Origin of the sequence: Rhizobium sp. BG4 (genome assembly GCF_016864575.1) — a bacterium.
Taxonomy (GTDB): domain Bacteria; phylum Pseudomonadota; class Alphaproteobacteria; order Rhizobiales; family Rhizobiaceae; genus Rhizobium.
Genome location: NZ_CP044125.1, coordinates 3,171,161 through 3,192,469, shown reverse-complemented (window position 1 = coordinate 3,192,469; position 21,309 = coordinate 3,171,161). Strand labels below are relative to the sequence as shown.

Here is a 21,309-nt window from a genome sequence, read left to right as displayed (position 1 = left end):
CCGATAGCAGGAAAAATTTCCGCCGTCCAACGCAAAATGCGGCGGGGCGAAAATCACTGTGACGCACTGTTCAATCTTTGCCCACTGCAAAGCGCGCGCGGCTGCGATATCTTTGCGCCAACGAGACCAATTCGAAGGAAACGCACAATGGGCATGCTGGTGGAAGGCGTCTGGCATGACGTCTGGTACGATACGAAAGAAACCAAGGGGCATTTCAAGCGCGCCGCCTCGCAGTTCCGCAACTGGGTGACGAAGGATGGCGAGGCCGGCCCTTCCGGCACCGGCGGCTTCAAGGCCGAGGCCGGGCGCTATCATCTCTATGTGTCGCTCGCCTGTCCCTGGGCGCACCGCACGCTGATCTTCCGCAAGCTGAAGAAGCTCGAAGACCTGATCTCCGTCTCCGTCGTCGATCCGCTGATGGTCGAGAACGGCTGGGAGTTCAAGATCAGCGACGGCGCCACCGGCGACCATCTGTTCGGCGCCAGGGCGCTCTGGGAAATCTACGTGAAGGCCGATCCGAACTATTCGGGCCGCGTCACCGTTCCCGTCCTCTGGGACAAGCAGACCGGCACGATCGTCAACAACGAATCGTCCGAAATCATCCGCATGTTCAACAGCGCCTTCGACCACCTGACTGGCTCGACGCAGGATTTCTATCCTGAAAACCTCGCTCCCGGGATCGATGAAATCAACGCGCTGGTCTACGACACCGTCAACAACGGCGTCTACAAGGCGGGCTTTGCGACGACGCAGGAAGCCTACGAGCAGAATGTCGTCAAGCTGTTCGGCACGCTGGACGCCCTGGAAGAGCGCCTCGGCAAGGGCCGCTATCTCCTTGGCGACCGGGTGACCGAAGCCGACTGGCGGCTGTTCACGACGCTGGTGCGCTTCGACCCCGTCTATGTCGGCCACTTCAAGTGCAACATCCGCCGCATCGACGACTACCCGAACCTGTCGGCCTACCTGCGCGATCTCTACCAGACGCCGGGCGTCAAGGAGACGGTGAACATGCGCCATATCAAGGAGCATTATTACCGCAGCCACAAGACGATCAACCCGACCGGCATCGTGCCCGTCGGCCCTGATCTCGATCTCGACCGGCCGCATGGCCGCGCCAAGCTGGCGGCTGCCTGAGGATTACCAGTAATGAGCGGCGGGTTCCTCGCCGCTCAGCTCCCGGAGGCGGCGTTTCGTCGCCTCGGTCGTGCCCTCGGGCAATGCGTCGAGCGCAAAGAAGCCACTCTCGACGATCTCCGCATCCGGCTTGCGCGGCGCCGTCTGCTCGACATCGGCGCGGTAGAAGACCACATGGTCGCGGCGGCTCGCCGACGTATTCAGGTAGACCTGAAAAAGCTTCGGCTCGCCGATGATCCGCAGGTTCCCCTCTTCCCGCAGTTCCTTGACCAGCGCATCATGCGAGGTCTCCCGCCGCTCGATGCCGCCGCCCGGCATATGCCAGCCCGGCACATAGCTGTGGCGCACCAGGAAGACGCGGCCCGACGGATCGAAGCACGCAGCCCTCACGCCCATCGTCATTCCCCGCGTCGCGGCGAAATAGACGTGGACGACCCGCACCAGAATTTTCGATTGCCAGGACCTGATCTCGTTATTCGCCATCGTTCCGTTTTCACTATTTCGTTCAAGCGGATGTGTTTGAATTGTAAATATCCTGGTCTATGTGTCGTAGCATGTTCAAGCTCGCGCATATCTCCGATATTCACCTCGGCCCACTTCCCCGTCTTTCGATCCGCGAGCTCTTCTCGAAGCGCATCACCGGCTTTGTGAACTGGCACCGCAACCGGCGCAAGCATCTTTTCGGCGGAACGCTCGACCTGCTTCTGGATGATATCCGCGCCCGCGAAGCCGATCATCTCGCCGTCACCGGCGACCTCGTCAATCTCGCAAGCGGCCTCGAGATCCGCTCGGCCGCCGCCTGGCTGCGCGAGCTCGGCGATCCCGAGGAAACCTCGATCGTCCCCGGCAATCACGATGCCTATGTGCCCGGTGCCTACGAGAAATCGATGCGCGCCTGGTACGACTACGTCCGCGGCGATCTGGCGCCGCCGCAATGGGAGGAAGACCGCCATATCTTCCCCTACCTGCGCATCCGCGGCAAAGTCGCGATCGTCGGCTGCTCGACGGCTGTCGCCACGCCCCCCTTCGCCGCCAGCGGCTTCTTCGGCCAGCGCCAGGCCCGCGAGGCGGTCAACATGCTGCGCGCTGCCGGTGAGGCCGGCCTCTTCCGCGTGGTGATGATCCACCATCCGCCGATCCGCGGCGCCACGTCTTTCCACAAGCGGATGATCGGCATCCGCCGCTTCGCCGCCGTCGTCACCAGCGGCGGCGCCGAGCTCGTGCTGCACGGCCACACCCATCTCAACACACTCTACTGGCTGAAGGGCCAGACCGGCCCCGTGCCCGTCGTCGGCATCGCGTCGGCCTCACAGGGGCCTGGCGGCATGAAGCCGCGCGCCGCCTACAATCTCTTCTCGATCGACGGCTCGCCCGGCGCCTGGGAGCTGAAGGGCGAGCGCTTCAGCCTCAATGATCGCGGCGATGGCGTATCGCCCGAAAGCGTCGATATTTTCAAGCTTTAGCGGCCAGAGCGGAATCAGTTTCGCCGCTTGTTGAATCGCTTTCTGAGGATTTTGCCGATCCGGCGATCCTGCCCTTGGTATTTCCAAATCGAGGCGTACAATCCCGCCATCGACGCCGACCAGGGAGCCCGCCATGCGCATCGCCGCCAACCGTATCTGCCGCCTCACCCTCGCCTTCGGCCTTGCCGCCGCGCTTGCCGCACCGGCCTTCGCGGTCGGCGACGAGAGCGACGAAACCAAGCCGCCGCCGAAGACCGAGACGACGACCAAATGCGCCGACGGCAAAGTCTGGGACAAGCAGAAGAAGGAATGTGTCGACGCCAAGAAGCAGAGCTTCAACGACGACGATCTCTACCAGTTCGCCCGCGAATTCGCCTATGCCGGCCAGTATGAGAATGCCATCAACATCCTCAACCTCGCCAGGAACCAGAACGATCCGCGCATCCTCAACTATCTCGGCTATTCCAACCGCAAGGCCGGCCGCTTCGAACTCGGCATGTCCTACTATCGCAAGGCGCTGCAGGCCGACGAGAATTATATTCTCGCCCGGTCATACATGGGCCAGGCTTTGGTGGAACAAGGAGACGTGCAGGGTGCCAAGGTTCAGCTCGTCGAGATTCGCGATCGCGGCGGCGAAAACACCTGGGCCTACCGCGCTCTGCTGCAAAGCCTGAACGGTTACCGGACCTATTGAAAACAACTGAACGTGATGAGCGGCAGAAAACCTTTGGGAAACTGCCGCTTAGCCGCTCTTCCTGTTGCGGAGCGCGTCAAACTTGTTTCATAAAGGTCACATACGCGATATAAAAATACGACCCGCACCGGATGCTTCGCTCCGGACATGTTCATGAAATGAGATTATGCGTCAGCCCGTAACGACCATCGACATCAGACGCGACCTTGTAGGCCTGTTGCCTCGGTTGCGCCGCTTTGCGATTGCGCTGACGGGCGATACGGCGAGCGCCGACGAACTAGTCCAGACCGTCTGCCAGCGCGCCGTCGCCAAGAGCCATCAGTGGAACGGCGAAGGCCGCCTGGAAAGCTGGGTCTATACGCTTGCCCGCCAGCTGTGGAACGAGGACGGCCGCAAGCGGCGCGCCCGCACGGCAGCTCCCAAGGGCAACGTCACCGATATCCGTGAAGCCGCCCGCGAGCGCGCCACGGTCACCGATACCGATCTCATCCACCGCATGCTGGCAGAGATGCCGGAGGGCCTGGCGAGCATCTTCCTGCTGACCGTGGTCGAAGGCCACAGCTACGAGCAGACCGCCGATATCATGGGCATTCCGGCAACCGGCGTTTCGGCGCAGCTTGCCGCCGCCAGGCTGCATTTCGCCAGCCTCGCCGACGATTTTCACCACAGGTACTGAACCTTGCCGGATTTCAAGAAACTGCCGCTCGATGCCCAGCTGACTGCCCTCCTCGACGGCGAGACGACGCCGGAAGAGAAGCATGAGCTGGAAGAGCGTATCGCCAGTGACGAAGGCGCCCGCAGGCTTTACGACAAGCTGCGTCACGGCGCCGATTTCGGCCGCCGCCGCCTCGACGACGTGCTGAAGGAACCCGTGCCGCTGGCGCTCGTGCGCTCGATCAAGAGCGTGCAGCCTCCGAAGGCGCCCCTCGCCCGCGCGCCACCCGTCCGGCCTTCAAGTTCGCGCCGTCGGGGCGCAAGTCGCTGGCCGCCGCCATTCTCCTGTTCGTTGCCGGTTGCGGCATCGGTTATCTGGTCGGCATCGGCCCCGGCGATCCGACACCTTCGGACGACCAGCACATTGCCGACGACAGCGGCCGCAGCAAGGATTGGCTGGCCGACATCGCCGGCTACCAGCGCATGATCATCCGCCAGCCTCGCCATCTGGTCGAAGTGCCGGCGTCGCAGGCCGAAGAGATTTCCAGCTGGCTCACCTCGACCGTCGGCGTCGCCTTCCGCGTTCCCGATCTCAGCAATGACGGCTGGACCTTCCAAGGCGCCCGCGTCGTGCTGGGCGACGGCAAGCCAACCGGGCAACTCGTCTATTCCAGCGCCGATGGCGACCTGATCACCATCTACTTCCGCAAGGACACGCAGCAGCCGGAAACCGAAGATTTCAAGGAAACGATCAAGGACGAGATCGGCCTGGTAACCTGGCACAATGCCGGCACCGCCTACGTCCTGGTCGGCCCATCGGCCGAAGCATCGCTCAGCCAGATCGCCATGGAAATCGCCGCCACGATCTGATCGTCACGATCGGCCTAGACATCAATGGCGCAGCGGATCTCTCCGCCGCGCCCTTTGCTTTGTTCAGTGCTTTCCGGCCTTCACTTCGAGCACGCGGTTCGCCGCCGAGACGATCGCTTCGAGCGAGGCGCCGACGATATTGGTGCTGATGCCGGCGCCGAACAGCTTGCCACCCGGATAGGCCGTCTCGACATAGGAGATCGCGGCGGCGTTCGAGCCGTTCTGCAGCGAGTGCTCGGAATAGTCCTGCACCGACATTTCGATGCCGAGATAGGCCGAGAGCGCGTTGATGAAGCCGTCGATCGGACCGTTGCCGTGGCCTTCGATATGCTTGGTCACGCCGTTATCGGTGATCTCGGCCGCCACGACGCGCACGCCCTTGCGGTCGATATGCGCGAAAGTGTGGTGATCGACGAACTTGATGCGGCCGGTCGGCTGCGTCACGTAGCGTTCGATGAAGCGCTCGTAGATGCGCTTCGAGGGGAGTTCCTTGCCCTCTTCATCGGTGATCCGCTGGATGTCTTCGCGGAACTCGACCTGCAGGTTGCGCGGCAGGTTGATGCCGTAGTCCTGCTGCAGGATATAGGCGATACCGCCCTTCCCCGACTGCGAGTTGATGCGGATGATCGCCTCGTAGGAACGGCCGACATCCTGCGGGTCGATCGGCAGGTACGGCACTTCCCAGACCGGGTGATTGGCAACCTTGATCGCCTTCATGCCCTTGTTGATCGCATCCTGGTGCGAGCCGGAGAAGGCCGTGTAGACCAGTTCGCCGACGTAGGGATGACGCTCGCCGATCGGCATCTGGTTCGAATATTCGAAGACGTCCTTCATGCGCACGATATCCGAGCAGTCGAGCTCGGGATCGATGCCCTGCGTGAACATGTTCAGTGCCATCGTCACGACGTCGACATTGCCGGTCCGCTCGCCATTGCCGAACAGCGTGCCTTCGACACGGTCTGCGCCGGCCAGCAACGCCAGCTCGGCAGCGGCAATACCGGTGCCGCGGTCGTTATGCGGATGCAGCGAGATGATCAGGTTTTCGCGGTTGTCGAGGTTGCGGCACATCCACTCGATCTGGTCGGCATAGATGTTCGGCGTCGCCATCTCGACGGTCGACGGCAGGTTGATGATCAGCTTGTTGTCAGGCGTCGGCTTCATCTCGGCGATGACGGCGTTGCAGATTTCCAGCGCCACGTCGAGCTCCGTGCCGGTGAAGCTCTCCGGCGAATATTCGAAGCGGTAGCCGCCACCGGCCTTGGCCGCCATGTCGGAAATCATCTTGGCGGCATCGACGGCGATCTGCTTGATGCCGTGGACATCCTTGGCAAACACCACGCGGCGCTGCAGCTCGCTGGTGGAATTGTAGAAATGCACGATCGGCCTGTTGGCGCCCTGCAGCGCTTCGAAGGTGCGGGTGATCAATTCGGGGCGGCATTGGACGAGAACCTGCAGCGACACGTCGTCAGGCACATTGCCCTCTTCGACGCACCAGCGGGCAAAGTCGAAGTCGGTCTGCGAGGCTGAGGGGAAACCGATCTCGATTTCCTTGAAGCCCATGTCCAGCAACAGCTGGAACATGCGGGCCTTGCGGTCGTGGCCCATCGGGTCGACCAGCGCCTGGTTGCCGTCGCGCAAGTCGACGGAGCACCAGATCGGCGCCTTGGTGAGCGTCTTCGTCGGCCAGGTACGATCGGGAATATTCACCTGCGGATAGGGGCGATACTTCACGCCGGCCGACTGCATGCCTTTTGCGGGAGTTTGAGTCTTAGAGTCCATCGTCTTCTCTCCTCAGCCCGGCAATTTGCGTCTTAGACCATCACGAATGGATTGGCGACAGCAACCGCGGACCTCATTTCGGTCAATCTTAGTTCTTTGGGATTAGTCGCGAGGAGCGTTGGCCTGCGGGGCTTTTCGGCCGCCGGGCGCTCCTCAACGGACCCGGCAACCGCGCGTAAGGCCGAGGAGAAGAAGCGAGGTGAGCGCGCGCGTATTGTCGCGCAGGGCGATACGCCCGCGTGCAATCGTGCCAGAAATCATTGCGCCTGTCGTCTTCATGCTCGGGCTTATATCCGCGGGACCAAAAACTGGCAACCCCCTCTCCAATGCTTTCCGGCTTCTATCGCTTCGACGCCTTCACCAGATGCTGCAGCGCCATCATCAATCCACCGGCAAGCAGCCCCCAGAAGGCGCCGGAAATGCCGCCGAAGGAAACGCCAGACGCCGTGACCAGGAAGGTGATCGCCGCAGCTTCCCGCGTCTCGGGCGCCTGGAAGGCAGACATGGCCGAGCTCGAGAAGGCGCCGACCAGCGCCAGACCGGCCACCGCTTGGATCAGGATCGGTGGCGCCAGCGCCACCGCGGTCGTCACCGCACCAGCGAGCGGCCCGAGAATGAGGTAGCAGATGCCGCAGACCAGCACCGCCCAGTAGCGGCGCGCTGGATCCGGATGCGCATCCGGCCCGGCGCACATCGCCGCCGTAATCGCCGCCAGATTGACCGCATGGCCGCCGAACGGCGCCGCGAACAGCGAAAAGACGCCTGATACTGCAAACAGCGGCCCGGGCTTCGGCTCATAGCCGTTGACCTTCATGACCGCGATACCGGGAATGTTCTGCGACGCCATGGTGACGATGAAGAGCGGCAGCGCGATCGAAATGAAGGCCGGCAGATTGAAGACAGGGGTGACGAACTCGACGGTCGGCAGCAGCGCTCGGCCGACGGCGGCCCCTGCCCCGTCGGGAATATCGACACCGAAGGCCACGACCATCCCGAAGGCCACAAGTGCCGCCGGCACCGCCAGGAGCCGCTTGAAGGCGCCGACCACCATCCAGGTCAGCACGATCGGCAACCCGAGCCACGGATTGAAACCCACAGCCTTCACCGGCGCAAAGCAGAGCCCGATCAGCACGCCCGAAAGCATCGCATTGGCAAGCGGCGCCGGAATGGCGGCGACTGCCCGACCAAGCGGCTTGAACAGGCCGGCAACGACGATCAGCAGCGCGCAGACGATAAAGGCGCCGACAGCCGCATTGAAGCCGCCCTCGACGATCCCGGTGCTGGCGAGCAGCGCCGCCCCCGGCGTCGACCAGGCCATGCTGACCGGCAGCCGCGTCGTGAAGCTGAGCACGATGGCGCAGATCCCAAGCCCGAGCGAAAGCGCCATCAATCCCGAAGCCGCCTGCGCCTCCGTGGCGCCCACCGCCTGCAACCCGTGCAACACGACGGCAAACGAACTGGCAAAGCCCGCGAAAGCCGCGAGCACGCCCATGAACAGGCTTTGAACGGAGAAATCTTTGAGCATCGCGGGACTCGGGGCGTGAAACGAATACCGCATGGAGCATGACCGAATACGGTCACGCAAGGTCACCGCGCGCACCAACCGTACGCGGCAAGAAATGGAGGCGAACCCAAATATGGCAAATGCTTGCTATGCGAGCAAAAAAGCCTAATTTAGTTGCGGTGGGAAGAACACAAAAATCCAGGTGAATGAATGTCGGACGATCCCGATGATATCAGCAGAGCAGCAGTGGGCCTTTCTTCGGCCGCCATTCTCGCATCGCTGATCAAGACTTTGAACGAAAAGAAACTCATTTCGGACGACGAGGAGAACGCCGTCTACGATGCAGCGATCGCGCTGCTTGGCGACAATGCCGGAGATGACGAGGAAGGCATCTTCGAGCTGGCGCAGGAAATCATCGAAGAGCGCTGGAAGCCGGCGAACTGATCGCCCGGCGGAAAGGAAAACGGGGCGCGAACGCCCCGTTGAAAATCAGATCTCGCTCTGCGAGGTGATGATGCGCGACACCAGGCCGTAATCCTTGGCCTCTTCGGCCGAGAGCCAGTAGTCGCGATCCGTATCCTTGGCGATCTTGTCGACCGGCTGGCCGGTGGCGACGGAGAAGATCTTGTTCAGGCGCTCGTTCATCTTGATGATTTCGCGAGCCTGGATCTCGATATCGGATGCCATGCCGCGCGTGCCGCCCGAGGGCTGGTGCAGCAGGAAGCGGGTGTTCGGCAGGCAAAGGCGCTGTTCCTTCGGAGCCGCGACATAGATGAGCGCGCCGGCCGAAGCGACCCAGCCCGTACCGATCATCCAGACCTTCGGCTTGATGAACTTGATCATGTCGTGGATCGAATCGCCCGACTCGACGTGGCCGCCAGGCGAGCTGACGTAGATGCGGATGTCTTCGTCGCTGGCTGCGGCAAGCGCCACGAGCTGCGAGCAGACCTTCTGGCCGAGCTCCATGGTGATCGGGCCGTAGATGAAGATCGAACGCGATTTGAAGAGGTTAGCCTCTGCGTCCTTCCCCAAAGACAGTTCCTTGGTCTTGTCTTCTTGTTCTTCGTCGTTCATTCGAACCTCTCTCGGCTTCATTCGGGTTTCCCGGACATAGTGTGACTCAATGCGTAAAACAATGCGGGAAAAAGACAAGCCACGGAACGGGTGAAGATATTCTTATGACAAACGCCGGATCTGTCAGCATTATGCTGCTATCCCCAGGCGGGAGGAAAAGATGACATCGCTTTTGCTTCATCGGGCGGTCAAAAACAACGCGCTCTGGTGCGACGCCGTCTGCGCCGCGCAGGGTCAGCGCGGCGAGTTCACCCGCACCCTCTGGCTCCACCGCCAGGGCACCCCGCCCTTCTATCCCGACGCGATCACGCTGACCGGGGCCGAGAGTGCGGCCGAACAGGAAGAGGCGATCGCCGTGCTCACCCGCTCGCGGTCCGGCGGCTGGGGCATCAAGGACAGCTACTGCACCCTCGATCTCGCGCCGCAGGGTTTCAGCGTGCTGTTCGAGGCCGAGTGGATTGGTCTCGACGCCGATGACGATGTCGATGAGCAAGACGGCGGCCTGACGTGGAAGCGGATCGAAACAGCCGCGGAACTCGCCGACTGGGAGAAAGCCTGGGCAGGCGGCGAACCGCAGGCCGCGCCCGTTTTCGGCGAGCCGCTGCTCCACGCCCCGCAGATTGCCTTCCTTGCCGCCTATTCCGGCAAGGCGCTGCAGGGCGGCGCCATCCTCAATCATCAGGCCGATGTCACCGGTCATTCCAATGTCTTTGCCGTCAAGGGAAAGCACGGACCGGTCCTGGCGGGGCTGGTGCGCGAGGCGCGGCGGCTTTTCCCCGGCGAGCCGATCGTCGGCTATGAGAGCGGCGACGATCTCGAGAATGCGCTGGCATCGGGCTTTACGGCGCTCGGCTCCCTGCGCATCTGGGCACGCGACTAGCTTACCGAAATGTAAGTTGCCAAGGCTTTGAAAAGCCTGAATCGCTTCCTAACTCATCCTCACGCAGGCACGAATGCCACAGGAGCAAGGGAGACAGTCATGTCACCGGAAGAACGCCAACTGCTGACCACCCTTTTTGACCGGGTACGCACCGCATCCGCCACCCCGCGCGATCGCGATGCCGAAGCCCTCATCGAACAGGGCGTGCGCGAACAGCCCTACACGACCTACTACCTCGCCCAGGCCGTCATCGTGCAGGAAAAGGGCCTGGAGGCGGCCTCGAAGCATATCCAGGAACTCGAAGAGCGCGTCCGCCAGCTCGAAGCCGGCGAGAGCGAGCACCGCCAGGCCGAACAGGGCGGCGGCTTCCTGAGCTCGATCTTCGGCAGCGGCCAGACCCAGCAGGCCGCCCAGCCCTCCGGCCCCTGGGGCAACGCGCCGCGCCAGAGCTATCAGGACCGCGACTATGACGACAACGTCCGCCCGATGCGCCCGCAACAGCAGCAGCCGTCCGGCCCGTGGAACCCGCAGCCGTCGGGACCATCGGCAGGCGGCAGCTTCCTGCGCGGCGCACTCGGCACGGCGGCGGGTGTCGCAGGCGGCGTGCTGCTTGCCAATTCGCTGAGTGGCATTTTCGGCAATCACATGTCGTCGCTCGGCTGGGGCTCGCCCTTCGGCGCCAGCCCCTTCGGCAACACGCCGGCACCGACGGAAGAGACAGTCATCAACAATTACTACGGCGACCAGAACCCGCAGAACGATACGGCGGCCGACCGCGATGACGACAACAACAACAACGTCCAGCAGGCCGACTACAGCAATGACGACGATAACGATTATGACGACGGAAACGACCAGTCGGGCGACGGCAGCTTCGACGTCTGAGCGCTAACAAAAAAGCGAGGGCGACACCGCCCTCGCCTCACCTTCTCATCAGCCGCGGCCGCGATAGGTCGCCACACCCTGATCCGGCAGCCAGACATTCTCCGGCGGCTTGCCGGTCTGCCAGAAGACGTCGATCGGGATGCCGCCGCGTGGATACCAGTAGGCGCCGATGCGCAGCCACTTCGGGTCGAGCAGTTCGACGATCCGCTTGGCGATATAGATCGAGCAATCCTCGTGAAATGCCCCGTGATTGCGGAAGGAATGCAGGAAGAGCTTCAGCGACTTCGATTCCACCAGCCACTCATTGGGGATGTAATCGATGACGATATGGGCGAAATCCGGCTGGCCGGTCATCGGGCAGAGCGAGGTGAATTCCGGCGCGGTGAAACGCACAACGAAATCGGTGCCCGCCTGGTTGGACGGCACCTTTTCGAGAACGGCTTCCTCGGGAGACTTCGCTGTCTCCGTCTGGTGACCCAGCATGGACAGGCTGGAGACATCGGTTTCAGGCATCATGCTTCCTTTATGACTTTGACGCGCAGCCCATGGGCCTTTTCGCCCTCCGGCTCGACGTGAATGGCAATGCTGGCGCCCGGATGCACCGCGCGGATGGCATCTTCAAGGCGGTCGCAGATATCGTGGGCTTCGCGCACCGACATAGCAGCCGGAACGACCATGTGAAAGTCCACGAAGGTCACAGCGCCGGCCCGGCGCGTCTTCAGGTCGTGCACGCCGAGAGAGCCCTGCGCATGCGTGGCGATCGCCTGCTTGATCGCTTCTTCCTCCTCGGGCTCCGCCGCATGGTCCATCAGGCCGCCGATCGAATGCGAGATCACCTTGTAGCCCTGATAGAGAATGTTGATGGCGACGAGGATGGCGAGCACCGGGTCGAAGATCGGATAGCCGGTCGCCAGCGCCAGAAGCAGGCCGGCGAGCACGCCGACCGAAGTCACCACATCCGACATGATATGCTGGCCATCGGCCGTCAGCGCCGCCGAGCGATACTGCCGGCCGACGCGGATCAACAGCCGCGCCCAGACGAAATTGATGACGCCCGCCGCGAAGTTGATGGCCAGACCCAGCGCCGGCGCTTCCAGCATCTTCGGCTCGGCGAGATAGCCGACGGATTCCTTGACGATCAAAAGGGCGGCGACGACGATCAGCACGCCCTCCGTGACCGCCGAGAGATATTCGGCCTTGTGGTGGCCGAACGGGTGGTCGTGGTCGGCCGGCTTCTGCGCATAGCGGATGACGAAGAAGGCGATGAAGGCCGCCACGACGTTGACGAAGGATTCCAGTCCATCGGAGAGCAGCGCCACGGAGCCCGTCACCCACCAGGCGACCAGCTTCAATCCCATGACCCCGAGCGACATCGGAATGCCCCAGAATGCCAGCCGGCGGACGGTCAGGTTACCTTGTTCGTTCATCGCTTATCCCTCTGCGGATGCGAATGAATTGCAGCACATAGCCCATTCAAACGCAAAACCGCCCGCGCGAAAATCGCGCAGGCGGCCAATGCGGTCCATATGGTTCAAGCCGGCCGGTTTGTCAAAGGTCAAAAGCCGCAAATCCCGTTTGACGAAATTTACATAACACGTTATATAACGTCGCATACAAATGGAGTCGACAGTGATCGAAGACATCGTGCGAACCTCGGGCTTCCTGACGCTCGGCAGCAGGCTGCGCCGTATCGGCGAGCGACTGCAGGCCGATACCCAGCAGTTCATCGATGAGGCTGGCCTCGGCATCCAGGCCGGGCAATATCCGTTCCTCGCCGCGATCGATCGCGCCGGACCGCTGACGATCGGTGAACTCGCCCAATCGGTCGGCATCACCCAGCCGGGCGCCACGCGCACCGTCGGCCAGCTGCTGGAACTCGAGCTCGTCGCCATCGAACCTTCGGCCAGCGACCAGCGCCGCAAGCTCGTCTCGCTGACGCCACGCGGCCAAGAACTCATAGATCTGTCGCGCGCCGAAATCTGGCCGCGTATCGCCGCCGCCGTCACCGATCTTTGCGGCAGCCTCGACGGCCCGATCCTCGATCAACTCTCTGCCATTGAAGACGGCCTCGCCGCGGCCCCCCTCATCCGCCGCGCTCCGGCCAAGGAGACGAAATAATGCCCCATATTCTCGACCGCCCGATCTGGAACGCGCTGCAGACGGAACATGCCGGACTTGCCGAAGGCGGCGCGCTGGCGCGGCGCTACCCGCCATCGATCGTGCCTTTCGCCGCCGCCGGCGACAGCAGCCGCGAGAGCCTGGAAGCCCTGGCGAAACTCGCCGCCGCCGGCGAGGTGATGGCGCTGGTCGAGCCCGAGACGATCACCATCCCCGATGGTTTCGATATCGTCGGCGAAGCCACGCTCGTGCAGATGATCGGCAGCACGCCGCACGCGGAAATCTCCGATCCCCGCATTGTCAGGCTGACCGAAGCCGATGCCGCCGAGATGCTGGCGCTCGCCCAGCTGACCAAGCCCGGCCCCTTCACGCTCGGCGCACAGAAACTCGGCGCCTTCTGGGGCATCAGGGAAGACGGCCGGCTGATCGCCATGGGCGGCCAGCGGCTGCGCCAGACCGGCTTCACCGAACTCAGCGGCCTCTGCACCCACCCGGACTTTCAGGGCAAGGGCCTGGGCAAGCTGATGTTCCGCTATGTCGCCGGCCAGATCGCCGCGAGCGGCGCGACGACCTATCTCCACGTCAACGCCATCAACAGCGGTGCGATCGCGCTTTACAAGGCGCTCGGCTTCGAACAACGCTGGGAGCTGAATCTGAGGATCATCAAGCGCCGGCCATGACCGGCGCCTGAAGGCTCGCGCTCAGCCAGCCGGACAGGCCGCCCCGGTATCGACCCAGGCCTTGATCAGCTCGCCGAACTCGGCTTGCGTTCCCGGTGCCGGCTCACGCCCGTCGCCCGGGTTCCAGCCCCAGCCGACGAGGCTGTCATGGGACATGTGCTCGACGATCTTCGAAAGATCGCGGCCGCCATTGCGCTTCGGGTCCTTCAGCTGCTGGCAGATCTCGCCGAGCGACTTGCCGACCCAGGCCATCTCGATCGGCGCCAGATGCCAGGCGGGATTGCCGGGAATGCTCTTCAGTGTCGGCGACTGTCCGACGATCGCTGCATTCTCCGGTCCGTGGCAGGTGTTGCACATCATGCCCGGAACGCCCATGCCGCCATCGCCGCGCGTCACCGGCGGCTGGTGCGGATGCATCGCCATCGTCTGCAGCGGCCTGTCGCCCGCCGGATGGCAGTTCAGACATCGCGGATGCTCGATCACCTTGCCCGCCTCTTCGAACAGCGCCACCGACCGCGCCTTCTGATCGGCGATCGATGCGAAGGAGGCGACCGGCTTGAGGGTCGTCTTGTCGGTTTCAGGCGCCGTTTGCGCCAGCGCCATGAACGATACGGGCAAGGCCGCAAGAAGGGAGAGACCACCTGCCATGCAGGCGAGTGCCAGTCTGTTTGTCATACCGGCCTCCCTCAGCTCGTCGCCACGGCAACGATCGGCAGGCTGCGCACCGGCGCACCGGTGAGCCGCCGCCAGGCATTGGCCGTCGCCGGCCCGACCGGTGGCACGCCCGGCTCTCCCACCCCCGTCGGTGGCTCGCCGGATTTGATGACGGCAACTTCCACATCCGGCATCTCGTTAATGCGGATCGAGCGGTAATCGTGGAAGTTCGACTGCATGATCGCGCCGCCCTCACCCAATGTCACCGCATCGAAGAGCACCGCACCGAGCCCATAGCCGATGCCGCCTTCCATCTGCGCCTTGATGACATTCGGATTGATCGCCACCCCGCAATCGACCGCGCACCAGACCTTGTGCACCCGCGGCGCCCCATCGGCACCGGCTGAAACCTCCACCACCTGGCCGACATAGGTGTTGAAGCTCTTGACCACGGCAACGCCGCGCTGCCGTCCCTCCGGGACCTTCCCGCCCCAATCGGCCAGCTCCGCCGCCTTCTTCAGCACACCGGCATAGCGCGGGTCCTCCGTCAGCTGCTCGAGCCGCCCTTCCACCGGATCCTTGCCGACCATCTGGAAGAGCTCGTCGAGGAAGGTCTCGACGGCAAAACCGGTATGCGTGTGACCGACCGACCGCCACCAGAGCGGCGGGATCGCCAGCTTCACATTATGCGAGACCACCCTGAGGTTCGGCACGTCATAAGGCAGGTCCGAAGCGCCCTCGACCGAGGTGCTGTCGAGATCGGCCTTGCCCATGATCGACTGCCCGACGATCGCCTGGTCCCATGCAACGATCCGGCCATCGGCATTGATGGCGCCGCGCATCTTGTGGAGATACATCGGCCGGTAATAGCCGCCGCGAATATCGTCCTCGCGCGTCCACATATGCTTGACCGGCCGCGACTGGTCGGTCGCCGCGAAGACCGACGCCGCCTCCTGCATATAGGGCGAGCCGAATTGCGCCTTGCGCCCGAAGCTGCCGCCGGTGATCTGCGTGTTCAGCCGCACCTTTGCCGGATCGATGCCGGTGATCTTCGCCGCTGTCGCCTTGTCCATGCCGGGGAACTGCGCCCCGTTATAGACATCGAGACTGCCGTCCGCCGCCTTGATGAACACCGCGTCGAGCGGCTCCATCGGCGCATGCGCCAGGAACGGGAAGATGATCTGCGCCTCCAGCGTCTTCAACCCGGTATCGGTGAAGGCTTTTTCGACGTCGCCTTTCTCCGAAGCGGTGATCCCCTTCTCGCCGAGCGCCTTGGCATAATCGGCCGAGAGCTGGTCGCTGGAACGCGTCTCTGCCTTCGACAGGTCCCAATCGACCTTCAGCACGGAGCGGCCCTTCAGCGCCGCAAAGGTGTTGTCGGCATAGACGGCAACGCCCTGCGGCAGCTGCTTGACGTCGACGACACCTTTCACCTTGCGGGTCTCGCTATCGTCGAAGGATTTCACCGCCGCGCCGAAATGGTTCGGATGGGCGACGACGGCAACGAGCAGATTGTCCGGCACGATATCCAGCGTATAGACCGCCTGCCCGTTGGTCTTCGACACCGTATCGAGCTTCGGCAGCTCCTGGCCGATCAGCGTGAACTTCGAGGGATCCTTGAGCTTGACGTCTGCCGGCGGCTTGATGCCCGCGGCCTTCGTCGCCAGCGCGCCGAAGCCGCTGTCCTTGCCGGAGGCCGGATGCTTGACCCGGCCTTTCTCGACCGTAATCTCGCCAGCTGGAACCTTCCATTCGTCGGCAGCAGCGGCAACCAGCATGGCGCGCGCCGTCGCGCCTGCCTGCCGGAACTGTTCGTAGGAATTTGCGATCGATGACGATCCGCCCGTTCCCTGAAGGCCGAAGGCGAGGTTCGCATAGACCTTGTCGTCGGCCGGCGAATGCACCGCGCGCATCTGTCCCCAATCGGCATCGAGCTCTTCGGCAACCAGCGTCGCGAGACCCGTGAACGGCCCCTGCCCGAATTCGATATGCTTGGAGAGAATCGTCACCGTGTCGTCGGTCCCGATCCTGACGAAGGTGTTCAGTGTCACCAGCGCGTCGGCGCCGCCCGCCTGCACACCCTTTTCGGCGGCAAAGGCCGAGCTCTTCGGCATCAGCGCAAAGCCGATCACCAGGCCGCCGGTACCGGCAAGAAAGCCGCGGCGTGTCGTTGCAATCTCCTGAATGGTCATGGCTCAACCCTCCATCGACTGGGCGGCATTGTGAATGGCCGCGCGGATCCGGTGGTAGGTGGCGCATCGACAGATATTCCCGGCCATCGCGCCGTCGATATCCTCGTCGGTGGGTTTGGGGATGTTCTGCAGCAGCGAGACGGCCGACATGATCTGGCCGGATTGACAGTATCCGCATTGCGGCACGTCGATCTTCACCCAGGCGGCCTTCACCGCATCGGCCTCCTTGCCCTCGACACCCTCGATCGTGAAGATCTCCGATCCGTCGACGGTCGAGATCGGGGTGATGCAGGAACGGCGGGTGAAGCCATCCATATGCACGGTGCAGGCGCCGCACTGGGCAACGCCACAGCCATATTTCGTGCCTGTCAGCTTTTCGAAATCGCGGATGACCCACAGGAGCGGCGTATCCGGATCGCCGTCGAAAGTCTTCGTCTGTCCATTGAGCGTGAAAGTAACCATGGTCGAGCCTCGGGGAATTTGGCTGGACCCATTGCGGCCCCAGCGAGCATCGCAGCTTTGTTCACGACGGATAAGCTAGGGCGACGCAAATCCTCGGCCATGGCAAGAAATGATAAAAGCGGCGCCCGGGGCGCCTGAAGTCACGCGCCTTCCGAGGGCGCCTCAGCACTATCGGCAGCAAAGACCACAGTCTGCGGCCAGCGAAGCAGCGCCTCGGCACCCGCTGGCGTCAGCGCATAGACGCCCTTGTCCAGCCGCTCGAACCAGCCATAGACATTGCCGAGCAGGATCTTCCCGGCATCCGGCGCCTGCGCCTTCATGTCCCGCGGCCGCGCCAGTCCCTGCTGCAGGGCCGCAGCGCAGATCAGCGCCTGCTGGCGATATGCCGTCATCTGCGGCACGCGCGTGCTGCCGCCGAGAACCGGGTCGCCACGGCGGCGCTGATGCTCACGCACCAGCCGCGACCGGCGCTTCGGATTGGTCCGCGGCATCGGCGATATCGAGGAGACGATGACGCTGACTTCGCCGGTATCGGAAACGCCGAGCATGCCGATCCCCAGCCTGCGGCAGAGATCGCGGTATCGCTTGTCCGCCTCGCGCCCCCGCCCCTTGGCGGAGACCCGCGCGGCAATCCACACCTCGTCGCTCATCGCCGCCCGGTCCACCGCCTGCAGCACGAGCTCCAGATTGAAGCTGAGCTTCAGCTCGCAGACGACAACCACCGTCGGATCGCCCTCGCTCAGCCCGACGAGATCACAGCCGCCGATCTCGCCCTTGACGGCATAGCCTGCCGCCTCGAGGAAGGCTTTGACCGGAAGATAGAGCGAGGTTTCCATCGGTTACGCGGGATTGAGATCGGCGATCTCGCCATGGCGCGCCAGCAGCCGCGGCGACGACATGTCACCGGATTCCTCATCGACGATCACCGCATAGGCCGCCACGCCAACGAAACGCGCCGCCATGGAGCTCGCGATCTTCTCCGCGCTCACCGCATTCGACGCCTGCCGCATCTCGCCCGGCACCAGATTTCCCCGGTTCTTGCGATACGGGAGCACGATAAACTTCTCAGCATTGGCCACGGCGACATTCCTCATTTATTGTTCGCGAAATGTTCTGATTTGATGCGATAAGTCAACCGCTTACTTACCGCCCGGAACGAGTGCCTGCGGAGGATTGTGCAGCTTCAGGGAAATACGCAGCAGCCATGGCAGCGGTGTCCAGACGCCGGTCGCTATCCCGGCGTTTCGCAGACCGGCAGCTGTCCATGTATTGCAGCCGACCAGTGCGTTGAAATAACCCTGCCCTTCGAAGAAGGCATCGCCTTGGCCATAGGAAAAGCCGAGCGGCACGGCCTCTTCCGTTCCACCCGTAAAGCTTGAGGCGATGTAATCCGAAAGCCGCGCGAAGCCTGCGACGGAGACGTCCATCGGCGTCACATCCGGGTGATCGAGCGGAATATCCCCTGCCAGCTGAACATGCATGACCGCGCTATCGAGCGTCAGGCTCTTGAAGACCGGCATCGGCTTCAGATCCGCCCAAGTCGGTGTTTCCGTATAGAAGGCGCGGCCGCCCCAGCCGAAGATGACGTAGCGGACATCGGGATTGCCGGTATCGAGACCGGCATCGGCGAGAAAGCCGAAACGTTCCCGAATATCCGGCGTGGCAGGGATCGCGAAATCTGTGTGAATGGGATTGCTGAGGACGAGAATGCGGTAGGTGGCGCTGGTTGTTTCCGCCGGCGGCTGGCGCCAGGGCCTCGGGATCATCACTCCCATAAGAACGGCGATGGCGGCCACTACGACAATGATCGCCAGTCCCTTAAGCAGCTTCACGAGCATGCAATCTTCCGCAGGAGAGGTATGGAATGATCGGCCACCGCATCCCGGCGGCAGCCGATCAGGATCGGTGGCTCAAGCCGCCTTCGTCTTCGCCTTCCGCGCCAGATGCGCCACCACATTCTCGATCATCCGCATGCCAGCATCGCCGCCGAGCGTCATGATCGATTCCGGGTGGAACTGCACAGCGGCGATCGGTTCCTTCGTATGCTCGATGCCCATGATCGTGCCGTCCTCGCTTTCCGCGGTGATCATGAAATCACGCGGCAGGGTCGAGGGATCGGCGAAGATCGAGTGGTAGCGGCCGACGGTGACTTCCTTGGAGAGGCCGGAGAAGACAATGCCAGGCTCAAGCACGCGGATGCGCGACGGCTTGCCGTGCATCGGCAGCGCCAGATGCCGCAGCTCGCCGCCATAAGCTTCGGCGAGTGCCTGCAGGCCGAGGCAGACGCCAAAGATCGGCAGATTGCGGGCGCGCGCCTTCTTGATCGTCGCCTTGCAGTCGAAATCCTTCGGATTGCCGGGTCCCGGCGAGAGCACGACGAGATCCGGGTTCAGCCGGTCGAAGATTTCCTCCGGCACCGGCGTGCGCACGGTCGAGACCGTGGCGCCCGTCTGGCGGAAGTAATTCGCCAGCGTGTGCACGAAGCTGTCCTCGTGGTCGATGAGCAGGATGTTGACGCCCTTGCCGACGGCAGCGACGTCGCGGCTCACCTTGCCGGAATTGCCGGCCTTGGCATCGCGAATGGCGGAAAGCATAGCGGAGGCCTTCAGTTCGGTTTCGGCTTCTTCTTCCTCGGGGATGGAATCGTTGAGCAGCGTTGCTCCTGCCCGGACTTCGGCGATCCCGTCCTTGATGCGCACGGTGCGCAGCGTCAGGCCCGTGTTCATGTCGCCATTGAAGCCGACCATGCCGATCGCCCCGCCATACCAGGCGCGCGGGCTCTTTTCATGGCTCTCGATGAAGCGCATCGCCCAGAGCTTCGGCGCACCGGTAACGGTGACGGCCCAGGCGTGGCTGAGGAAGCCGTCGAAGGCATCCATGTCGTCCCGCAGGCGGCCCTCGATGTGATCGACGGTATGGATCAGGCGCGAATACATCTCGATCTGACGGCGGCCGATGACCTTGACCGAACCCGGCTCGCAGACGCGGCTCTTGTCGTTGCGGTCGACGTCGGAGCACATCGTCAGCTCCGACTCGTCTTTCTTGGAGTTCAGGAGCTTCAGGATCTGTTCGCTGTCGGCGATCGGATCGTCGCCGCGCTTGATCGTACCCGAGATCGGGCAGGTTTCGATGCGGCGGCCGGAAACGCGCACGAACATCTCGGGCGAAGCGCCGACCAGATATTCCTGGTTTCCGAGATTGATGAAGAAGGAATAGGGCGACGGATTGATCGCCTTCAGCCGCTTGGAAATGTCGGACGGCTTGCTGTCGCAGCGCTCCATGAACTTCTGGCCGGGCACGACTTCGAACAGATCGCCGCGGCGAAAGCTCTCCTTCGCCTTGACCACGAGCTCCGAATATTCGCCGGGGCGATGATCGCTCTTCGGCGGAATGGCATCGGTGCGCACGAAAGGCTCGGAAGCGATATCGCCCTGCTTGCCCTCGGTCGAGACTCCACCCTTGGCAAAGTCGTAGCGATCGACCCAGGCCTTGGCGGAGTAATTGTCGACGACGAGAATTTCGTCCGGCAGGTAGAGCACCATGTCGCGCTGGTCGTCGGGGCGCTTCAGCTTCAGGTCGATCGCGTCGAACTGGAAGGCAAGGTCGTAGCCGAAGGCGCCGTAGAGGCCGAGGCTGGCATCGGCCTGCGAATAGAAGAGATCGGTGACGGCGCGCAGCACGGTGAACACCGTCGGCATCTTCGAACGCTCTTCCTCGGTGAACACCCGGTCGGGCAGCTTCACCTTGAGATCGAGGCGGCGGGCGGTGGAGGCGCCGAGCTCCAGCTCGCGCACCGTCTTCAGACGCTCGGTGACGAAGCCGAGCAGCACTTCGCCGCGCTCGTTATAGGCTTCGATCCAGACATCGCGACCGAAGGAGGAAATGCCGAGCGGCGGATCGACGACGGCGGTGTCCCAGCGGGTGTAACGGCCCGGATATTCGTAGTTCGACGAGAAGACGGCACCGCGGCGCTCATCGAGCTTCTCGACATAGGAGACGACGGCATCGGCATAGGGGATCGGCCGCCGCTGCCGGGTGACGGAGATGCCACCCTTGGTCTCGTAGATTTCCGCACCATCATCCCGAAGGATCGTAACCATAGTTCCACTCCGTTATCGGGCCCGGACGAAAGGCGGCCATAAAACAAAAAAGCCGCCTCGAAGTTTCGGGCGGCTCACTCGTCGTCTGAAGACACGATTGGTCGAGGCCGCCTCAGCGAGCCCACCACCAAACTGCAATGTTCTTAGACATGTTCATGGGCGAAAT

Annotated in this window: 22 protein-coding genes and 1 pseudogene; 10 read left to right on the top strand and 13 right to left on the bottom strand. The window is 63.0% G+C overall.

Annotated elements, in window-relative coordinates; translation table 11 throughout:
* Positions 1-147 precede the first annotated feature (147 nt).
* Positions 148-1,134: a glutathione S-transferase family protein gene (locus tag F2982_RS15990; protein ID WP_203428424.1), complete on the top strand. Its 987-nt coding sequence runs from the start codon at positions 148-150 to the stop codon at positions 1,132-1,134.
* Positions 1,135-1,137: 3 nt separating this feature from the next.
* Here F2982_RS15990 and F2982_RS15985 read toward each other — a convergent pair whose 3' ends face one another.
* A complete protein-coding gene (locus F2982_RS15985) occupies positions 1,138-1,617 on the bottom strand; it encodes an NUDIX domain-containing protein (RefSeq protein ID WP_203428423.1) in 480 nt (159 codons plus the stop codon).
* Between the two features lie 59 nt (positions 1,618-1,676).
* Here F2982_RS15985 and F2982_RS15980 point away from each other — a divergent pair, with 59 nt between their 5' ends.
* The 4 genes and pseudogenes from F2982_RS15980 to F2982_RS15965 all read left to right on the top strand — a co-directional run bounded on the left by F2982_RS15980 (position 1,677) and on the right by F2982_RS15965 (position 4,815).
* Positions 1,677-2,597, top strand: a complete 921-nt coding sequence (locus F2982_RS15980) for a metallophosphoesterase (RefSeq protein WP_348652508.1) — start codon at positions 1,677-1,679, stop codon at positions 2,595-2,597.
* A 133-nt stretch (positions 2,598-2,730) separates the two neighbouring features.
* Positions 2,731-3,291, top strand: a complete 561-nt coding sequence (locus F2982_RS15975; protein WP_203428422.1) for a hypothetical protein — start codon at positions 2,731-2,733, stop codon at positions 3,289-3,291.
* Between the two features lie 166 nt (positions 3,292-3,457).
* Complete coding sequence (locus F2982_RS15970; protein WP_112719371.1) at positions 3,458-3,967, top strand: RNA polymerase sigma factor; 510 nt, start codon at positions 3,458-3,460, stop codon at positions 3,965-3,967.
* 3 nt (positions 3,968-3,970) lie between these two features.
* Positions 3,971-4,815, top strand: a pseudogene (locus F2982_RS15965) (anti-sigma factor).
* A 63-nt stretch (positions 4,816-4,878) separates the two neighbouring features.
* Here F2982_RS15965 and leuA read toward each other — a convergent pair.
* Both leuA and F2982_RS15955 read right to left on the bottom strand, forming a co-directional pair.
* A complete protein-coding gene (gene leuA, locus F2982_RS15960; protein ID WP_203428421.1) occupies positions 4,879-6,594 on the bottom strand; it encodes a 2-isopropylmalate synthase in 1,716 nt (571 codons plus the stop codon).
* Between the two features lie 340 nt (positions 6,595-6,934).
* The gene (locus tag F2982_RS15955) at positions 6,935-8,119 is read right to left on the bottom strand and encodes a benzoate/H(+) symporter BenE family transporter (RefSeq protein WP_203428420.1); all 1,185 of its coding nucleotides are present in this window, start codon (positions 8,117-8,119) and stop codon (positions 6,935-6,937) included.
* Between the two features lie 225 nt (positions 8,120-8,344).
* Here F2982_RS15955 and F2982_RS15950 point away from each other — a divergent pair, with 225 nt between their 5' ends.
* The gene (locus F2982_RS15950; RefSeq protein WP_199627173.1) at positions 8,345-8,542 is read left to right on the top strand and encodes a hypothetical protein; all 198 of its coding nucleotides are present in this window, start codon (positions 8,345-8,347) and stop codon (positions 8,540-8,542) included.
* A gap of 45 nt (positions 8,543-8,587) precedes the next feature.
* On the opposite strand, the gene F2982_RS15945 is transcribed toward F2982_RS15950, so the two are convergent.
* On the bottom strand, positions 8,588-9,172 hold the full coding sequence (locus F2982_RS15945; protein ID WP_112719379.1) for an ATP-dependent Clp protease proteolytic subunit: 585 nt from the start codon (positions 9,170-9,172) through the stop codon (positions 8,588-8,590).
* Between the two features lie 160 nt (positions 9,173-9,332).
* Here F2982_RS15945 and F2982_RS15940 point away from each other — a divergent pair, with 160 nt between their 5' ends.
* Entirely contained in the window at positions 9,333-10,052 is a 720-nt protein-coding gene (locus tag F2982_RS15940; protein WP_203428419.1) for a hypothetical protein, read from the top strand.
* 99 nt (positions 10,053-10,151) lie between these two features.
* Complete coding sequence (locus tag F2982_RS15935; RefSeq protein WP_203428418.1) at positions 10,152-10,937, top strand: DUF2076 domain-containing protein; 786 nt, start codon at positions 10,152-10,154, stop codon at positions 10,935-10,937.
* 48 nt (positions 10,938-10,985) lie between these two features.
* Here F2982_RS15935 and queF read toward each other — a convergent pair whose 3' ends face one another.
* Together queF and emfA are read right to left on the bottom strand one after the other, a co-directional pair.
* Entirely contained in the window at positions 10,986-11,450 is a 465-nt protein-coding gene (gene queF, locus F2982_RS15930; protein ID WP_112719382.1) for a preQ(1) synthase, read from the bottom strand.
* A complete protein-coding gene (gene emfA / locus F2982_RS15925) occupies positions 11,450-12,364 on the bottom strand; it encodes a CDF family cation efflux transporter EmfA (protein WP_112719383.1) in 915 nt (304 codons plus the stop codon). The genes queF and emfA overlap by 1 nt, the downstream gene beginning before the upstream one ends.
* A 202-nt stretch (positions 12,365-12,566) precedes the next feature.
* Between emfA and F2982_RS15920 the strand changes: the two genes are divergently transcribed.
* Together F2982_RS15920 and F2982_RS15915 are read left to right on the top strand one after the other, a co-directional pair.
* Complete coding sequence (locus F2982_RS15920) at positions 12,567-13,055, top strand: MarR family transcriptional regulator (RefSeq protein WP_203428417.1); 489 nt, start codon at positions 12,567-12,569, stop codon at positions 13,053-13,055.
* Positions 13,055-13,735: a GNAT family N-acetyltransferase gene (locus F2982_RS15915; RefSeq protein WP_203428416.1), complete on the top strand. Its 681-nt coding sequence runs from the start codon at positions 13,055-13,057 to the stop codon at positions 13,733-13,735. Before F2982_RS15920 ends, F2982_RS15915 begins: the two co-directional genes overlap by 1 nt.
* Before the next feature lie 21 nt (positions 13,736-13,756).
* Here the strand turns inward: F2982_RS15915 and F2982_RS15910 are convergent, their stop codons facing one another.
* The 7 genes from F2982_RS15910 to F2982_RS15880 form a co-directional block, all read right to left on the bottom strand.
* A complete protein-coding gene (locus F2982_RS15910; RefSeq protein ID WP_203428415.1) occupies positions 13,757-14,410 on the bottom strand; it encodes an Isoquinoline 1-oxidoreductase subunit in 654 nt (217 codons plus the stop codon).
* A gap of 11 nt (positions 14,411-14,421) precedes the next feature.
* Positions 14,422-16,581, bottom strand: coding sequence for a xanthine dehydrogenase family protein molybdopterin-binding subunit (locus tag F2982_RS15905; RefSeq protein WP_203428414.1), 2,160 nt, complete (start codon positions 16,579-16,581; stop codon positions 14,422-14,424).
* A 3-nt stretch (positions 16,582-16,584) separates the two neighbouring features.
* Entirely contained in the window at positions 16,585-17,043 is a 459-nt protein-coding gene (locus F2982_RS15900; RefSeq protein ID WP_112719387.1) for a (2Fe-2S)-binding protein, read from the bottom strand.
* Between the two features lie 140 nt (positions 17,044-17,183).
* Positions 17,184-17,879 (bottom strand): DUF2161 family putative PD-(D/E)XK-type phosphodiesterase, encoded by a 696-nt coding sequence (locus F2982_RS15895; RefSeq protein WP_203428413.1) that lies wholly within the window; start codon positions 17,877-17,879, stop codon positions 17,184-17,186.
* A 3-nt stretch (positions 17,880-17,882) separates the two neighbouring features.
* The gene (locus F2982_RS15890; RefSeq protein ID WP_112719389.1) at positions 17,883-18,122 is read right to left on the bottom strand and encodes a hypothetical protein; all 240 of its coding nucleotides are present in this window, start codon (positions 18,120-18,122) and stop codon (positions 17,883-17,885) included.
* 60 nt (positions 18,123-18,182) lie between these two features.
* On the bottom strand, positions 18,183-18,881 hold the full coding sequence (locus F2982_RS15885; protein ID WP_203428412.1) for a TIGR02117 family protein: 699 nt from the start codon (positions 18,879-18,881) through the stop codon (positions 18,183-18,185).
* 72 nt (positions 18,882-18,953) lie between these two features.
* Positions 18,954-21,143: an anthranilate synthase gene (locus F2982_RS15880; RefSeq protein WP_203428411.1), complete on the bottom strand. Its 2,190-nt coding sequence runs from the start codon at positions 21,141-21,143 to the stop codon at positions 18,954-18,956.
* Positions 21,144-21,309: the final 166 nt, after the last annotated feature.